A 15,559-nucleotide genomic window follows, 5' to 3' on the forward strand; every position below is an offset into this window, starting at 1 on the left:
TTCACTTCAGGCAAGAGAAAGCCGCCGCGCGGCAATGATGCTGCGTCCGCTCTCAGCCACCAAAGCTTGCACCAACCCTTGCGCCAAAACTTGGGAGACGCCCGATGCTCAAATTCTATTTCAACGGATCGCCGAACCCGACCAAGGTCGCGCTGTTCCTCGAAGAGACTGGCCTGGCCTACGAGCCCGTGAAGATCGATACCCGCACGGGCGAGCAGTTCACGCAGGACTATCTGAAGATCAATCCGAACGCCAAGGTGCCGGCGATCGACGACAACGGCACGATCGTGTTCGACTCGAACGCCATCCTGCTCTATCTCGCCGAGAAGACCGGACAATTCCTGCCCGCGAACCGCGCCGAATTGCTGTCCTGGCTGATGTTCGTGGCCACCGGCGTCGGGCCGTATTCGGGTCAGGCCGTGCACTTCAAGCATTTTGCGCCGAAGGACCAGAACCACGACTACGCCCACAACCGCTACCAGTACGAGACCGATCGCCACTACAGGATCCTCGACGGCCACCTCAAAGGCCGCCGCTATATGGTCGGCGACGATTATTCGATCGTCGACATGGCGCTGTGGGGCTGGGCGCGGATGGTGCCGTTCAAGCTCGGCGACGACGCCTTCGCGCGCTACCCGAACGTGAAGCGACTGATCGACGAGATCGCGGCGCGCCCGGCGGCGGCGCGCGCGATCGCGCTGAAGGACAAGTTCACCTTCAAGGCCGAGATGGACGACGAGGCCCGCCGCAACATGTTCGGGCACATGACGACGAAAGTGGCCTGATCAGATCTTGCCACGATCAAGGGCCACGCGCATGCGCGTGGCCCTTTGCTTTCAGGCGGCGTGGACCGAGCCCAGGAACCTGGCGACTTCCTGCTTCAGCCGGTTGCTGTCGGCCGACAGCGAGCGCGCCGCCGAGAGCACCTGCGAGGACGCCGAGCCGGTGTCGGAGGCGCCGCGCTGGACATCGCCGATATTGGTCGAGACGCGCTGGGTGCCGTGCGCGGCCTGCTGGACGTTGCGGGAGATCTCTTGCGTGGCCGCGCCCTGCTGTTCCACGGCGGCGGCAACCGTCGAGGAGATTTCCGACAGCCGCTCGATGGTGCCGCTGATCTCCCTGATGGAGCCGGCCGATTCTTCCGTCGCGGCCTGGATGCCGGAGACCTGCTGGGCGATCTCGCCGGTGGCCTTTGCGGTCTGCTCGGCCAGCGCCTTGACCTCGGAAGCGACCACGGCAAAGCCGCGGCCGGCTTCGCCCGCGCGCGCCGCCTCGATGGTGGCGTTCAGCGCCAGCAGATTGGTCTGGCCGGCGATGGTGCTGATCAGCTCGACCACGTCGCCAATGCGGGCAGCCGCCTTGGAGAGCTCGCTGACGCGGGCGTTGGTCCTGGTCGCCTGCCCGACCGCCTCGCTAGCGATGCGGGCGGATTCCTGGACCTGACGCGCGATCTCGGAAACCGAGGAGGACAGCTCTTCGGTGGCAGACGCGACGGCCTGGACGTTGGCGCTGGCTTCCTGCGAGGCGGAGGCGACTTCCGTCGACAGATCCTGGGCGCGGGTCGCGGTCGCGGTCAGCGTGCCGGCGGAGGCCTCGAGCTCGCTCGAGGCCGACGACACGGTATCGACGATCTCGCCGACGGCCTGCTCGAACCGGTCGGCGAGCCGGACCATGTCTTTCTTGCGATCCTCGGCCTGCCGCGCCTCGGTCTCGGTCTGCTCGTGGCGCATGCGCTCGGTGTCGATCATGTTGTCCTTGAACACCTGGATCGCCTTGGCCATGTCGCCGATCTCGTCGGCCTTGCCGCGCGAGGGGATCTCGACCTCGAGATCGCCGCCGGCGAGCAGGCCCATCGCCCGCGTCATCGCGGTCAGCGGCCCGACGATGCTGCGGGCGATCAGGACGGCGACGATCAAGCCAAGGAGAGTGGCAATACCGCCCGCGACCGCCTGCACGGATGTCGTGCCGTCGATCACGGCTTCGGCCTGGCTGCGCGAGTCCTTGTAGTCCTTCTTGAGGGCGGTCTCGGCGACCTTGAGCTTGGCGATGCTGTCGACGATGAGGGGCGCGAGGCTCTTGTGGTAGATCTCGTCGGCCTGGAGCATCGCGGCCGACGTGGTCTCGAATGCGGATTTGTAGATTCCGAGCGAGGACTTCACCGGCGCGAGCGTGGCGCGCAATTCGCTCGCCTGCGGGCTCTTTTCGAGCGCGGCGAGCCGTTGCGACGCCCTGTCCACATTGGTTCTGAAATTGGCGGGCCCCTTGGTGTCGCGCAGCGCCAGGAAGCGCCAGTTTGCGATCTGAACCAGCAGCAGCCGGGACTCGAGGTCTGCGACGAGCGAGGCGGTGTCCTCATCGACGGCCGCGCGCGCCACGTCGACCAGCTTGTTCATCTTGACGGTCAGCTCGTCGCCACTCGGCAGCAGCGTCGCCTTGCCGGTCCGCGCCTCGTTGACGGCGTCGCCGAGATTGTCGCGCAGGCTTTTCATCTTCGCGATATCGGCGATCAGATCGTTGTAGAGCTTGCGCCGCTCCCCGGAGGCCGTGCCCTTGGCGCCGACCTGAAGCAACTCGGTCGCCGCGGTCTCCCGCTCGGACGCCTCCCGCATCGCGGTCTCATTGGCGTCGTAGATGTAGCGCAGATTGGCGCGCTGGATCGCCTGGAGATGGGTCGATATCTCCAGGACCCGCGCCGTGCTGTCCGAAAATGCCGAGGCCTTTGCGACCTGGTCCTGCACCGACCGCAAATTCCAGATGGCCACCACCGCCATCACGAGACCAACCACGACCAGCGCCATGAAGCCGGCATAGAGACGGCCCCTGATCCGCAAACGAAAGCTCGGCATTCCCAGTGTCCACCCGGAAGCATGTGAATTCAGGCGGACGCACAACTCCGGCGATCGTCACGGCCACCCCAGCAGCCGCGCGTCACCTCATGGCCGACTCACGCTGCACCGCGACACAATGCGGGACACTTCTTAATTGAACCTTCTAATTTTTCGCGCATCTCGCCAAAGCCCCGCACAAAACCTGCTGATATTAACGGCATCTGCGCAAGGTTTTGGCGCACGGCCCGCAAGCGTATGCAGATCGTTGCAAAGGGCGCGGCGACGGACGTTTGTCAGGCCGTCGCCTGCTACAATCAGCTCGCGGCCCTCGCACCCGTTTGCGGGAATGGGCCCAACGCCTTCTCGGTCAGGACCGAGTCACAGTACTCGCGGATTTCCTTGATCTTGCCGCCCTCGAGCCGAAAGACCAGGCAATAGTCGTTGTCGTAGCGCACGCCCTCGGGCGTGACATTGTCGCCCTTGGCCTCCACCACGACAAGGTCGCCGTCGGCGATGAAGCGCTCGGCGACCGTGCGCGTCCGGTCGCGCAGGCGGGTCCGCACATAGCCGTGCAAATCATTCATGATCGCATCCCTGCCAGAGAAGGTGCGCGACCAGGAATACTGGCCGGTGACGATCCATCTGGCGTCGTCGGCAAGGCTTGCGGCGAATAGCGCGCGGTCGCGCACCGCCGGATCGGGGTTGGCGGCGGCGGCGAAAATATCCTGCATCAGTTTCTTGTTGGCGCTCGCGCTCATGGCGGCATCTCCGTTTGGTGACAACAGGGAGAGCATCGCTGCCCGACGGCAATTCTTCAAATCGATGGTGAATATGATATCTATTCACCTCATGAATTTGAATTCGCTCGACCTCAATCTATTGACCGCGCTCGACGCGCTGCTGCGCGAGGCCAATGTCAGCCGGGCAGCCATGCGCATCGGCCTGTCGCAGCCGGCCACCAGCCACGCGCTGCAACGCCTGCGCGATATCTTTGGCGACCCGCTGCTGGTGCGCACCGGCGCGCGGATGGAGCTGACGCCGCGAGCACAAGCGCTGCGCGCGCCGCTTGTGCAGGCGCTGGACCAGGTGCGCGGGCTGTTCGTGCCGGATGAATTCGACGCAGCGCGCAGCGAGCGGCCATTCCGCCTGATGATGCCGGACCTCGCGGTCGAGCTGCTGATGCCGCCCCTGATGGAGAAGGTGACGCGCCTTGCGCCCAACGTCCGCATCGACGTCGTGCCGTGGCGGGGTCCGGCGATCTTCCACGCCGAGTTCGCCCGCACCATCGATCTCGTGATCTCGATCGGCAACGCCTTCAAGGGTTTTCACCGCCAATTGCTCTACACCGACAGCGACGCGCTGGCGGTGCGCCGCGGCCATCCCATGGCCGCAAAGCTGAAGCGGCGCGAGACGTTCCTCGCCGCACGCCACGTCGGCGTGATCATCCGCGGCAACAGCGAGGATCTGATCGACACCTGGCTCCGCACCAAGGGCATCGAGCGGCACATCTCGCTGGTGGTGTCGGGCTATCTCGAAGCGCTGCACGTGGCCGCGCGCACCGACCTCGTCGCGTTCGTGCCGCGCCGGCTGATCGCGGCGCTGTCAAAACAGCTCGCTCTCGTCACGGTGACGCCGCCGCTCGATCCCGGGATCGACGAGCAGTTCATGTTCTATCCGACGCGGGCGCAGATGGATCCGGGCTCGATCTGGCTGCGGCGGCTGATGCTGGAGACCGGACGGGAGTTGGAGAGACACAAACGCTGAGCACCACGGCGGCGTCGCAAGGCGCTCGACTTGAAACAAACCCTCAGGGCCTTTAATGAGCCAGCCATAGGAACCGAAGGGGATCGACAGCATGCTGGGCCCGCACCAACCACTTGGATGGTTGATCCGTCTTCCGTTCAAGCTGGTTTCGCCATCGTCGATCATGCCGGTGCTGACCGGACCGAACCGAGGCCTGAAATGGGTCGCCGGAGCCGGCAACCAGAGTTGCTGGCTCGGAACATATGAAAGCGATCATGCCAAGGCGATCGCGGCCCGGGTGAAACCAGGCATGACGGTTTTTGATGTCGGCGCACACGCCGGATATTACACCTTGATGCTATCCAGGCGCGTTGGACCGCAAGGCCGTGTTCTTGCGTTCGAAGCAAACCCCGCCAACGCGACAAAGCTCCGCAAACATCTGGATATCAACAACATCAAGAATGCCGAAGTGATCGAGGCTGCGGTCACCGACAGGGCGGGAGAGACCTTTTTTCACACCAACGAGAGTGCCAGCGAATACGGTTACATGGGGAAGATTTCAGGATCGGGCACGCCGGTCAGGACGGTCCGCCTCGACGACTTTCCGACCCCGGACCTGATCAAGATGGACATCGAGGGCGCCGAGACGCTGGCTCTCACGGGTGCGACGCGGCTCTTGTCCGAGCACAAGAGCACGATCTTCCTCGCCCTGCACGACGGCGCCTTCGAACAGGCGCCGTCCATTTTGAAACAGCATGGCTATCGGATCGAGCCGGCCGGAGAGCGTGAACTATGGGCCACTCCGACCTAGCTTCGTAAGGCCGGTCAGCCGGCCTGCTATCCCCAAGCCTGCGACCCTCGAGACCTCACGCCTTCTGCGCGTCCATCACCTTGCGCACGGCGGGGCGGTCCGACATGCGCTTGAAGTGATCGGCGATCTTTGGCGTGGCATTGATGTCGACGCTGTCGCCTTCGAGCCAGTGCGAGAGCGTGTGGAGGTAGGGATCGCAGATCGTGAACTGGTCGCCCATCACCCAGGGGCCTTTGAACATCTTCTGCTCGATCAAGGCGAAGCAGGCTCCCATGGTCTTCGGGACCATCGCCTTCATGTCGGCGAACGAGCTCTCCTGCGTCGCCCAGCGCGCCCCGCGCACCTTGTGGGCATGGTTGATGTGCGCGGTCGAGCAGAGATAGGAGTTGAACGACTGTACCTGGGCGAAGTCGAAGGGATCGTCGAGCGGTGCGAGCTTCGCCTTGGGGAAGGTCTGCGCGATGTAGGCCAGCATCGCAGGCGTCTCGGTGAGGACGCCGCGATCGGTCACCAGCGCCGGCACGCGGCCCTTCGGGTTGATCGCGAGATAATCCGGGCTGTTCTGCTGATTATCCTTGAAGCTCAGGCGTTCAGCCGTGTAGTCGGCGCCGGCCTCCTCCAGGGTCATGTAGGTGGCGAGCGCGCAGGTGCCGGTGGCGTAGTAGAGCTTGAGCATGTCGGACCTCATGGGAGATTTGGAAACTAGCGGCTGTCGTCCCTCAGGTCTATAGCACGACATTCTCTTCGCAGTTGCCCACATCCGCCCGCCTGTGCCAAGACGCCCGCACCTGGAGGGGTTTGTCATGACGGTACTCATCGCCGGTGGCGGCATCGGCGGGCTGACGCTTGCGCTCAGCCTGCACGGAATCGGCGTTCCCGTGAAAGTGTTCGAGAGCGTCGCGGAACTGAAGCCGCTTGGCGTCGGCATCAACGTGCTGCCGCATGCGGTGCGCGAGCTGATCGAGCTCGGGCTGATGGACAAGCTCGATGCCAGCGGCGTGCGCACTCGCGAGCTCGCTTATTTCTCCAAGCACGGCAAGCCGATCTGGAGCGAACCGCGCGGGCTGGAAGCCGGCTACAAATGGCCGCAGTTCTCGATCCATCGCGGTACCCTCCAGCAACTCCTGCTCGACACCGCAATCGCGCGGCTCGGCCGCGACAACATTTTGACCAGCCATCATTTGGCCCGCTGGACCGAGACGGCCGCCAACGGCGTCCGCGCCGAGTTCATCGACAGAGCTACCGGCAAACCGGCCGGGACTTACGAAGGTGCCATCATGATCGCCGCCGACGGGATCCATTCCGCCGCGCGAGAAAAGCTCTATCCGCATGAAGGCGCGCCGATCTGGAACGGCCGCATTCTCTGGCGCGGCGTGACGCCATCAAAGGCCTTCTTGACCGGCCGCACCATGATCATGGCCGGCCACGAGATCCTGAAATTCGTCTGCTATCCGATCTCGAAAGAACCGGATGCGGCGGGCAATCATCTGATCAACTGGGTCGCCGAGCGCCATATGCCGCCGACCTATCAGTGGCGGCGCGAAGACTATAACCGCACCGCGCGGCTGGAAGAGTTCTTGCCATGGTTCGAAAGCTGGCAGTTCGACTGGCTCGACGTGCCCGGCTTGATTAAAAACTGCCCGCACGCCTACGAATATCCGCTGGTGGATCGCGATCCCGTGTCGCAATGGACTTTCGGCAAGGTCACGCTGATGGGCGATGCCGCACACCCGATGTACCCGATCGGCTCGAACGGCGCCTCGCAGGCGATCCTCGATGCCCGCACCATCACCCGCGAGATTTTGGCCCATGGCCCGACGCAAGCCGCGCTGCTCGCCTATGAAGCCGAGCGGCGGCCTGCGACCACCGACCTCGTGCTGCTCAACCGCAAGAATGGCCCCGAGCAGGTGATGCAGCTCGTCGAGGAACGCGCGCCGGATGGCTACAAGGTTGTCACGGACGTGCTGTCGCAAAAGGAGCTGGAAGACATCGCCGCGAACTACAAGCGCGTTGCGGGCTTCCAGGTCGAGGCGCTGAACGCGAAGCCGCCGATCGTGAGCGGAGACGCGCGGGCGACGATATGAATTTTCGCACGAAGCGAGATGCGCATTGATGCGCCCTCGCCCCTTGTGGGAGAGGGCCGCGACGCCGGTGGACGCGGACTCACTTGGGCGAGGGGTATCTCTCCGCGCGTTCACTTCACACAATAGAATTCGCGGATAGATACCCCTCATCCGGCGCTTTGCGCCACCTTCTCCCACAAGGGGAGAAGGGGTATCGCATGCCGTCAGACTATTTTTCCGACCACCCTCGCCGCCTCCAGCAACCGTTCGCTCGCGCTCGCCGTCGCCAGCACCGTGCCATCCTCCGCCATCAGCTTGGCCTCGACGAACGCTATCGTCTTGCCGAGCTGCGTCACCGTTGCCTCGGCAATGATCGGCCCGGGCTTTGCGGGACTCAGAAAATTCACGGTCATGCTGATCGTGGTGGTGTAGAGCCGACCTTCGCTCATCACGAGGACCGCCGGGCCCATGGTGTCGTCGAGCATGGCGGAGAGCAGGCCGCCCTGGATGAAGCCGGCAGGATTGCAGAACTCAGGCTTGCCCTCGAAGCCGAGCTTGATCCATCCGTCCGCTGGACGGGCATCGAGCAGCCGCCATCCCAACAGCTCGGCGCAGGGCGGCCTCTTGAAGTTGTCGAGCGCGGTCTTGACCATGCGAACCTCCGTGAGCGTCAAGACCTAGCGTAGACCTGCTGACACCCTCATGGCAGCAGGCGCGCCGCCTGAGCCTCAGTCCAGCGCGTGCGCAATCACCTTGCGCATGACGTTGGGCAGCGCCTCGTCGGCCAGCGTCGCGATCGGAACCCAGCGCATGCCTTCGGGCGCGCGCGTGCGAGCCTCTGCCTTCGCGGTGTAGACCACGAGCTCCAGCGGGAAATGCGTGAAGACGTGGGTGACCACGCCGACCTTGCGCTGCCAGCGCGACAGCCCCTTCAAGCCCGGCGCCTGCTGTTTTGCCGTCGCGTCCTCCTGTCCGGCGCGCCAGTCGGAACCCGGCACCTCGGTCATGCCGCCGAGCAGGCCCTTTTCAGGTCGGCTGCGGACGAGCAGATCATCACCGCGCGTGACGACGAAGGCGGCACCACGCCGCAGCGTTCCGCTCTTCTTCGGCGCCTTGCGCGGAAACCTCTCCTGCGTTCCAAGCGCACGCGCCGTGCAATCCTCATTCAACGGGCACAGCGAGCAGGCCGGCTTTTTCGGCGTGCAGATCGAGGCGCCGAGATCCATCAGCGCCTGCGCACTATCGCCGGCGCGGGAGTTGGCCAGCAGCGTCGCTGCCAGTTGCTGGATCAGCGGCTTCGCCTGCGGCAGCTCCTCCTCGACCGCAAACAGGCGTGACACCACCCGCTCGATATTGCCGTCGACCGGCATGGTGTGGCGATCGAACGCGATCGCGGCAATCGCAGCCGAGGTGTAGGGCCCGATTCCCGGCAGAGTTCGCAGCCCCTCCTCGGTGTCTGGAAAGGCGCCGCCATGCTCGCGCGTCACCGCCACCGCACAGGCATAGAGATTGCGTGCGCGCGAATAATAGCCAAGCCCGGCCCACATCCGCAGCACGTCATCCTGCGAGGCGTTTCCCAATGCCGTGACGTCAGGCCAGCGCGCGACGAACTTCTCGAAATAGGGCCCAACCGCCTTCACCGTGGTCTGCTGGAGCATGATTTCCGACAGCCAGATGCGGTAGGGATCCGAGGTCTCGCCGGGCGCGGCGCGCCAGGGCAGCCTGCGGCGGTGGCGGTCGTACCAGGCGAGCAGCGCGACCGGGCGCGACACGGTCTCCGGCTGTCTGGGTTCCGATTTCGCCTTCAGGGCGGATTTGGGGCTCATGTCCTTACTGTAACGACAATGCACCGGCCTCTCCACGTCATGCCCGCGCTCGTCGCAGGCATCCACGTCTTTCTTCGCTGCGAGGAGTTCTGCGGCTCGCGCACCGAGGTGCTATAAGGCCGCATGTCCAAATTCCCTCCCAAACCCGGCCCCATCAGCGCCAAGCCGCTCGGGATCCTGCTCAACGACGTCTTTGCCGAGGCCTATGCCAAGCAGGGTTTTGCGGCGCGCGAGCTGGTGACGAGGTGGGCGCAGATCGCCGGACCTGAGATCGCCGCCCATGCCGAGCCGCTCAAGATGCAATGGCCGCGGCCGGTCGAGGGCCAGCCGCAGGAGGCCGCGACGCTGGTGCTGCGGGTCGAGGGCCCGATGGCGCTGGAGATCCAGCACTCGGCCGACGTGATCCTGGAGCGGGTCAACCGCTTCTTCGGCTGGAGCGCGGTCGGCAAGCTCGCCTTCCGCCAGGCCCCCCTGTCGCGCCCACGGCGCCCGGTGCGGCCCGCCCCGCCGGACCCCAAGGCCGTCGCCAAGGTGGCGGAGAGCCTGGGGGATATCGAAGACGAAGAATTGAAGACGGCGCTGGCGCGGCTCGGGGCCGCCATCAAGCGAAATTGAGCCCCATTTCGCGGCCAATCTGGACCCCTCCCTGCTGCTCGCCATTGCCTCAAACCACGTTTCAAGCTAGCGACAGGCCGCCCGGGAACCTTCTTATGAGCCTTAGGGCGCGAGACCATGCCAATTCGGGAGCCGACCTTGATCATCACCCGCCGCGCCTTCACCACGATGCTGTCGCTGACCGGGCTTGCCGCGCTCGCCGGGCTCTCGCCGCTGCGGTTGATCTCTGAAGCCATGATCCCTGAAGCAATGGCTCAGGCCGCCGGCGATGTCGCCAAGCCCGTGTCGCTGCCCGATATGGCGCTCGGCCCGAAGGATGCCCCCGTCACCATCACCGAATACGCCTCGATGACCTGCCCGCATTGCGCGGCCTTCAACGAGCAGGTGTTCCCCAAGATCAAGTCGGAATACATCGACACCGGCAAGATCCGTTACATCTTCCGCGAGTTCCCGCTCGACATCAAAGCCGCCGCCGGCTCGATGCTGTCGCGCTGTATCGCTAATGGCGACGCGCCGAAATACTTCGCGGTCACCGACATGCTGTTCCGCCAGCAGAACGACTGGGTGACGAAGAACACCACGGAGACGCTGACGCGGATCGGCAAGCAGGCCGGCCTCACCCAGCAGCAGGTGGAAGCCTGCCTGAAGGACCAGGCGCTGCTCGACAAGATCGCCGCCGACCAGAAATATGCCAGCGACGTTCTGAAGGTCGATTCGACGCCGACGTTCTTCATCAACGGCGAGAAGATCAAGGGCGAGACCTCGTTCGAGGAATTCGCCAAGAAGATCAATCCGCTGCTGAAGAGCTGATTCGCTCGTCAAGATCCTGATCCGCATCTCAAGAGCCGTATCTTTCCCGGCATAAATCCCTTGGGAAAAGCGGCTTTCGCAGGTTGCCCTCGCGGCACACCGCGGCCATTGTCCGCCGCATGAGGCGCCCCGCGCGACTCGCCCAGACAGCGACATTGCCTTCCATGCTATTGTCCGGGCAGGGGGATTCGCGCCTGCCAACAGAGATGCGTGCTTATGAAGATCACCCGCCTGCGCCTACACGGATTCAAGTCCTTCGTTGAGCCCACGGACTTCGTCATCGAGCCCGGCCTGACCGGCGTGGTCGGACCGAATGGCTGCGGCAAGTCGAATCTCGTCGAGGCGCTGCGCTGGGCGATGGGCGAGACCTCGTACAAGTCGCTGCGCGCCGCCGACATGGACGCGGTGATCTTCGCCGGCTCCGGCAACCGTCCCGCGCGCAACCACGCCGAAGTGACGATGACGATCGACAATGCCGATCGCACCGCGCCGGCAGCGATGAACGACAGCCAGCTGCTCGAAATCTCCCGCCGCATCGAGCGCGAGGCCGGCTCGGTCTATCGGATCAACGGCCGCGACGTCCGCGCCCGCGACGTGCAGATTCTGTTCGCGGATGCCGCCACCGGCGCGCGTTCGCCGGCCCTCGTCCACCAGGGCAAGATCGGCGAAATCATTCAGGCCAAGCCCGAGCAGCGCCGCCGCGTGCTGGAAGACGCCGCCGGCGTCGCCGGCCTGCACGCCCGTCGCCACGAGGCCGAGCTGCGGCTGAAGGCGGCCGAAACCAACCTCACCCGCGTCGAGGACGTGATCGGCCAGCTCGCCGGCCAGATGGAAGGCCTGAAGAAGCAGGCCCGCCAGGCCGTGCGCTATCGCGAAGTCGCGGCCAAGGTCCGCAAGGCCGAAGCCACGCTGTTCCATCTGCGCTGGATCGGCGCTCACGCCGACGTCAACGAATCCGGCCACACCCACGATCTCGCCGTGCGCGAGATGGCCGAGCGCACCCAGCACCAGGCCGAAGCCGCCCGCATCCAGGCGATCCGTGCCGCCGAAATGCCGGCGCTGCGCGATGCCGAAGCACGCGCCGCGGCGGGCCTCCAGCGCCTGACCAATGCCCGCGAGCTGCTCGATCGCGAGGAAGAGCGTGCCAAGGAGCGCGTCGCCGAGCTCGAGCGCCGCCTCGCGCAGTTCGAGGGCGACATCTCCCGCGCTCAGCAGCAGACCATGGATGCCGAGATCGCGCTGCAGCGGCTCGACACCGAAGATGCCGAGCTGAAGGAAGAGATCAAGTCGCGCGTCGAGAAGCGCTCCGGCGTCGACGAGCGCGTCGGCGAAGCCGAGGCCGTGCTGACCGAAACCGAGCGGCAGTTCGCCGAGCTCACCACCGCGCTCGCCGACCTCACCGCCAAGCGCAACCAGTTAGAGGCCAACGTCCGCACCCACCGCGACAAGCTCGCCCGTCTCGACCAGGAGATCGCGAATGTCGCCGCCGAAGAGCAGAAGCTTGCCGCCGAAACCGGCGGTTTCGGCGATCTCGACGAGCTGACCGCAACGGTCGAAACCGCCGAGCAGACGCTGGCCGCTTCGGAAGCCGCCGCGCAAGCGAGCGAAGCCGCACATGTCGCCGCGCGCCAGACGCTGGAATCCTCGCGCTCGCCGCTCAATGAGGCCGACAAGCGCGTGCAGCGGCTCGATACCGAGGCGCGCACCATCTCGAAAATCGTCAACGGCGAAACCAAGAATCTGTGGCCGCCGATCATCGACGGCATCACTGTCGATAAGGGCTTTGAAAAGGCGATCGGCGCCGCGCTCGGCGACGATCTCGATGCGCCGGTCGATCCCTCGGCGCCGATGCGCTGGACCAATGCCGGCGTCACCGACGGCGATCCGGAGCTGCCCGAAGGCGTCACCCCGCTCGCCAACCACGTTCAGGCGCCGGCCGAGCTGACGCGCCGCCTGGCGCAGATCGGCGTGGTGCCGCGCGAGCGCGGCGCCGAGCTGGTGTCGCAGCTCAAGACCGGCCAGCGGCTGGTCTCGCCCGAAGGCGACGTCTGGCGCTGGGACGGCTTTGTCGCCGCCGCTCACGCCCCGACCGGCGCTGCGCGGCGCCTTGCCGAGCGCGCCCGCCTCGTCGATATCGAGAACGAGCTGGAGCAGGCTCGCATCGACGCGCAGATCAAGCGTCAGGCGCTGGAGAACGCCGAGTCCGAGCTGCAGATGGCGGCCAGTACCGAAGGTGCCAGCCGCGAGGCCTGGCGTGCCGCGCAGCGCGAGCTGAACGTCGCGCGCGAGCGCCACGCCGCAGCCGAGCGCGAGATCAGCCGCCACGCCGCGCGCAAAGCGACGCTGTCGGAAGCGCACAGCCGTCTCGCCGCCGACCGCGCCGAGGCCGAAGCCGCGTACGAATACGCCGAGGCCGGCATCAGTGAGCTGCCGTCGAGTGAGGACACCGAGACCCGTCTCGCCGCCGTCCGCAGCGACATCGAAGGCCAACGCCGCATGGCCGCGCAGGTCCGCGCCGAGGCGCAGGCACTGGCGCGCGAGGCCGAGCTGGCCGACCGCCGCGTCCAGGCGATCCTCGCCGAGCGCACCGAATGGCAGAACCGCAAGGAGAGCGCGGCCTCCCATATCGACACCATCCAGACCCGCATCACCGAGGTCTCGATCGAGCGCAGCGATCTCGAAAACGCGCCCGCCGTGTTCGCCGAGAAGCGCAGCGCGCTGATCACCGAGATCGAATATGCGGAGAACGACCGCCGCCTGGCCGCCGATGCGCTCGCCGCCGCGGAGACCGCGATGGCCGAGACCGATCGCGTCGCCAAGCTGACGCTCGAAACGCTCTCCAGCTCGCGCGAGGCCACCGCCCGCGCCGAGGAGCGCATGGAAGGTTCGAGGCGCCGGCTCGAGGACATCGAGCGCGAGATCCGCGACATGCTCGAAGTGGAGCCCCATGCCGTCGCCGGCCTCGCCGAGCTCGAGCCCGGCGCCGAGCTGCCGCCGCTGCACGACATCGAGGAAGATCTCGAAAAGATGCGCCGCGATCGCGAGCGCCTGGGCGCCGTGAACCTGCGCGCCGAGGAAGAGCTGCGCGAGGTCGAGACCCAGCACACGGGTCTGGTCACCGAGCGCGACGACCTGGTCGAAGCCATCAAGCGGCTGCGCCAGGGCATCCAGAGCCTCAACAAGGAAGCACGCGAGCGCCTCCTGACCTCGTTCGAGGTCGTCAACAACCACTTCAAGCGCCTGTTCGTCGAGCTGTTCGGCGGCGGCGAAGCCGCGCTGCACCTGATCGAGAGCGACGACCCGCTGGAAGCTGGTCTTGAAATCATCGCCAAGCCGCCGGGCAAGAAGCCGCAGACGCTGTCGCTGCTCTCGGGCGGCGAGCAGGCGCTGACCGCGATGGCGCTGATCTTCGCGGTGTTCTTGACCAACCCCTCACCGATCTGCGTGCTGGACGAAGTCGACGCACCGCTCGACGACCACAACGTCGAACGGTACTGCAACCTGCTGCACGAGATGACCGCCTCGACCGACACGCGCTTCGTCATCATCACGCACAATCCGATCACGATGGCACGGATGAACCGCCTGTTCGGCGTCACCATGGCCGAGCGCGGCGTCTCCCAGCTCGTCTCGGTGAACCTGCAAGAGGCCGTGGACATTCTCGACCAGAACGTGGCGTGAGGCTGCGCGCGTTCCAAACCCATTGACGTCATCATCCGCCTTGTGCGCAATTGCGCACCGGGGCGGATGCTCCAGTACGCCGCGGCTTCTCGGCTGACGGCACTCTCTCGGATTACTGGATGCCCCGCCTGCGCGGGGCATGACGGATGATGATCTCACCCACCTTCCCCGCTGAACTCAAGGCCGCCCTCGACGCCAGGCTGCAGGGCTTCTCCCGCACCGACGCTGCACAGCGGTCGCAGAAGATCTCGACGACCTATCGCGCCGGCGGTGGCTCCGGCACGATCAAGTCCGAGGCTGATGCGCTCGCCTATGCGCTCGCGCGCATGCCGGCGACTTACGCTGCCGTCGCCGCAAGCCTGAGCGCGCTCACCGAGATCGCGCCGGACCTCGCACCTGAATCATTGCTCGACGTCGGCGCAGGCCCGGGCACCGCGAGCTGGGCCGCGGCGGAGGCCTTTTCGTCATTGCAAGGTTTTACGCTGCTCGACGCCAACGCCACGCTGAGCCGGCTCGCGCTCGAGCTGGCGCGCGACAGCTCGCGCCTCTCGGATTGCCGCTATCTGCCGGGCGATGCCGCCGCCAACCTCGCCGAAGTCTCGCAAGCCGATCTTGTCGTCGCGAGCTATGTCATCGGCGAGCTCGGCGAGAGCGATCAGCGCAAGCTTGCCGAGACAATGTGGGCCAAAGCGCGCCACGCGCTAGTCGTGATCGAGCCCGGCACCCCCGCCGGCTATGCCCGCATCCTCGCGCTGCGCCAGCAACTGACCGCGGCCGGCGCCTTTGTCGCCGCGCCCTGCCCGCACGAAAAGCCCTGCCCGCTCATCGCGCCCGACTGGTGCCATTTCAACCAGCGCCTGCCGCGCTCGCAAGCGCACCGCCAGATCAAGGGCGCGGAGGTGCCGTTCGAGGACGAGCGCTTCATCTACGTCGCCCTGACCCGCGCGCCGCCCGCGGCCCGCGGCCCGCGCGTGCTGGCGCCGCCGGATGTCGGCAAGGCCGAGATCGCGGCCAAGCTTTGCACCGAGGACGGCGTCGCACTCGCCAAGGTGCCGCGGCGGAACAAGGCTGCTTATGCGGACGCGAGACGTTGGCGCTGGGGTGATACCGTTCTGTCCGAAAGTTAACCCCGTTCGGCGCTTTTGCCTTGAACGCGGATGGTTCCCGATCCGACCAAGTCTT

General features: G+C 65.8%; 13 protein-coding genes. 8 read left to right on the forward strand and 5 right to left on the reverse strand.

Annotation, left to right across the window (positions count from 1 at the left end; genetic code table 11):
• Positions 1-104: 104 nt before the first annotated feature.
• On the forward strand, positions 105-785 hold the full coding sequence (locus tag ABID58_RS18050; protein ID WP_148750065.1) for a glutathione S-transferase family protein: 681 nt from the start codon (positions 105-107) through the stop codon (positions 783-785).
• Positions 786-836: 51 nt separating this feature from the next.
• Here ABID58_RS18050 and ABID58_RS18055 read toward each other — a convergent pair whose 3' ends face one another.
• A complete protein-coding gene (locus ABID58_RS18055) occupies positions 837-2,846 on the reverse strand; it encodes a methyl-accepting chemotaxis protein (RefSeq protein WP_354033649.1) in 2,010 nt (669 codons plus the stop codon).
• A gap of 296 nt (positions 2,847-3,142) precedes the next feature.
• Positions 3,143-3,586: a nuclear transport factor 2 family protein gene (locus ABID58_RS18060; RefSeq protein WP_354033651.1), complete on the reverse strand. Its 444-nt coding sequence runs from the start codon at positions 3,584-3,586 to the stop codon at positions 3,143-3,145.
• Positions 3,587-3,677: 91 nt separating this feature from the next.
• On the opposite strand from ABID58_RS18060, the gene ABID58_RS18065 reads away from it, so the two are divergent.
• Complete coding sequence (locus ABID58_RS18065) at positions 3,678-4,592, forward strand: LysR family transcriptional regulator (protein ID WP_148750069.1); 915 nt, start codon at positions 3,678-3,680, stop codon at positions 4,590-4,592.
• Between the two features lie 163 nt (positions 4,593-4,755).
• Positions 4,756-5,382, forward strand: a complete 627-nt coding sequence (locus tag ABID58_RS18070; RefSeq protein ID WP_354033652.1) for an FkbM family methyltransferase — start codon at positions 4,756-4,758, stop codon at positions 5,380-5,382.
• Between the two features lie 55 nt (positions 5,383-5,437).
• On the opposite strand, the gene ABID58_RS18075 is transcribed toward ABID58_RS18070, so the two are convergent.
• On the reverse strand, positions 5,438-6,058 hold the full coding sequence (locus ABID58_RS18075; protein ID WP_354033654.1) for a glutathione S-transferase family protein: 621 nt from the start codon (positions 6,056-6,058) through the stop codon (positions 5,438-5,440).
• A gap of 127 nt (positions 6,059-6,185) precedes the next feature.
• On the opposite strand from ABID58_RS18075, the gene ABID58_RS18080 reads away from it, so the two are divergent.
• Positions 6,186-7,466, forward strand: a complete 1,281-nt coding sequence (locus ABID58_RS18080; protein ID WP_354033655.1) for a flavin-dependent oxidoreductase — start codon at positions 6,186-6,188, stop codon at positions 7,464-7,466.
• Positions 7,467-7,669: 203 nt separating this feature from the next.
• Here ABID58_RS18080 and ABID58_RS18085 read toward each other — a convergent pair whose 3' ends face one another.
• On the reverse strand, positions 7,670-8,098 hold the full coding sequence (locus ABID58_RS18085) for a PaaI family thioesterase (protein WP_148750077.1): 429 nt from the start codon (positions 8,096-8,098) through the stop codon (positions 7,670-7,672).
• Positions 8,099-8,173: 75 nt separating this feature from the next.
• The gene (mutY, locus tag ABID58_RS18090; RefSeq protein ID WP_354033656.1) at positions 8,174-9,271 is read right to left on the reverse strand and encodes an A/G-specific adenine glycosylase; all 1,098 of its coding nucleotides are present in this window, start codon (positions 9,269-9,271) and stop codon (positions 8,174-8,176) included.
• A gap of 123 nt (positions 9,272-9,394) precedes the next feature.
• Here mutY and ABID58_RS18095 point away from each other — a divergent pair, with 123 nt between their 5' ends.
• The 4 genes from ABID58_RS18095 to ABID58_RS18110 all read left to right on the forward strand — a co-directional run bounded on the left by ABID58_RS18095 (position 9,395) and on the right by ABID58_RS18110 (position 15,504).
• Complete coding sequence (locus ABID58_RS18095) at positions 9,395-9,886, forward strand: DUF721 domain-containing protein (protein WP_354033658.1); 492 nt, start codon at positions 9,395-9,397, stop codon at positions 9,884-9,886.
• A 138-nt stretch (positions 9,887-10,024) separates the two neighbouring features.
• The gene (locus ABID58_RS18100; RefSeq protein ID WP_148750082.1) at positions 10,025-10,696 is read left to right on the forward strand and encodes a DsbA family protein; all 672 of its coding nucleotides are present in this window, start codon (positions 10,025-10,027) and stop codon (positions 10,694-10,696) included.
• 216 nt (positions 10,697-10,912) lie between these two features.
• Positions 10,913-14,377, forward strand: coding sequence for a chromosome segregation protein SMC (gene smc / locus ABID58_RS18105; RefSeq protein ID WP_354033659.1), 3,465 nt, complete (start codon positions 10,913-10,915; stop codon positions 14,375-14,377).
• A gap of 146 nt (positions 14,378-14,523) precedes the next feature.
• Positions 14,524-15,504, forward strand: a complete 981-nt coding sequence (locus ABID58_RS18110) for a small ribosomal subunit Rsm22 family protein (RefSeq protein WP_354033661.1) — start codon at positions 14,524-14,526, stop codon at positions 15,502-15,504.
• The last annotated feature ends 55 nt before the right edge of the window (positions 15,505-15,559 follow it).

The organism is Bradyrhizobium sp. S3.2.6 (assembly GCF_040546885.1).
GTDB lineage: Bacteria > Pseudomonadota > Alphaproteobacteria > Rhizobiales > Xanthobacteraceae > Bradyrhizobium > Bradyrhizobium cytisi.

Coding starts and splice junctions, on each gene's coding strand:
- ABID58_RS18080 (WP_354033655.1), top strand. CDS start 6,186: ATGACGGTACTCATCGCCGGTGGCGGCATCGGCGGGCTGACGCTTGCG.
- smc (WP_354033659.1), top strand. CDS start 10,913: ATGAAGATCACCCGCCTGCGCCTACACGGATTCAAGTCCTTCGTTGAG.
- ABID58_RS18055 (WP_354033649.1), bottom strand. CDS start 2,846: ATGCCGAGCTTTCGTTTGCGGATCAGGGGCCGTCTCTATGCCGGCTTC.
- ABID58_RS18085 (WP_148750077.1), bottom strand. CDS start 8,098: ATGGTCAAGACCGCGCTCGACAACTTCAAGAGGCCGCCCTGCGCCGAG.
- ABID58_RS18095 (WP_354033658.1), top strand. CDS start 9,395: ATGTCCAAATTCCCTCCCAAACCCGGCCCCATCAGCGCCAAGCCGCTC.
- ABID58_RS18060 (WP_354033651.1), bottom strand. CDS start 3,586: ATGAGCGCGAGCGCCAACAAGAAACTGATGCAGGATATTTTCGCCGCC.
- ABID58_RS18075 (WP_354033654.1), bottom strand. CDS start 6,058: ATGCTCAAGCTCTACTACGCCACCGGCACCTGCGCGCTCGCCACCTAC.
- ABID58_RS18070 (WP_354033652.1), top strand. CDS start 4,756: ATGCCGGTGCTGACCGGACCGAACCGAGGCCTGAAATGGGTCGCCGGA.
- mutY (WP_354033656.1), bottom strand. CDS start 9,271: ATGAGCCCCAAATCCGCCCTGAAGGCGAAATCGGAACCCAGACAGCCG.
- ABID58_RS18110 (WP_354033661.1), top strand. CDS start 14,524: ATGATGATCTCACCCACCTTCCCCGCTGAACTCAAGGCCGCCCTCGAC.
- ABID58_RS18050 (WP_148750065.1), top strand. CDS start 105: ATGCTCAAATTCTATTTCAACGGATCGCCGAACCCGACCAAGGTCGCG.
- ABID58_RS18065 (WP_148750069.1), top strand. CDS start 3,678: ATGAATTTGAATTCGCTCGACCTCAATCTATTGACCGCGCTCGACGCG.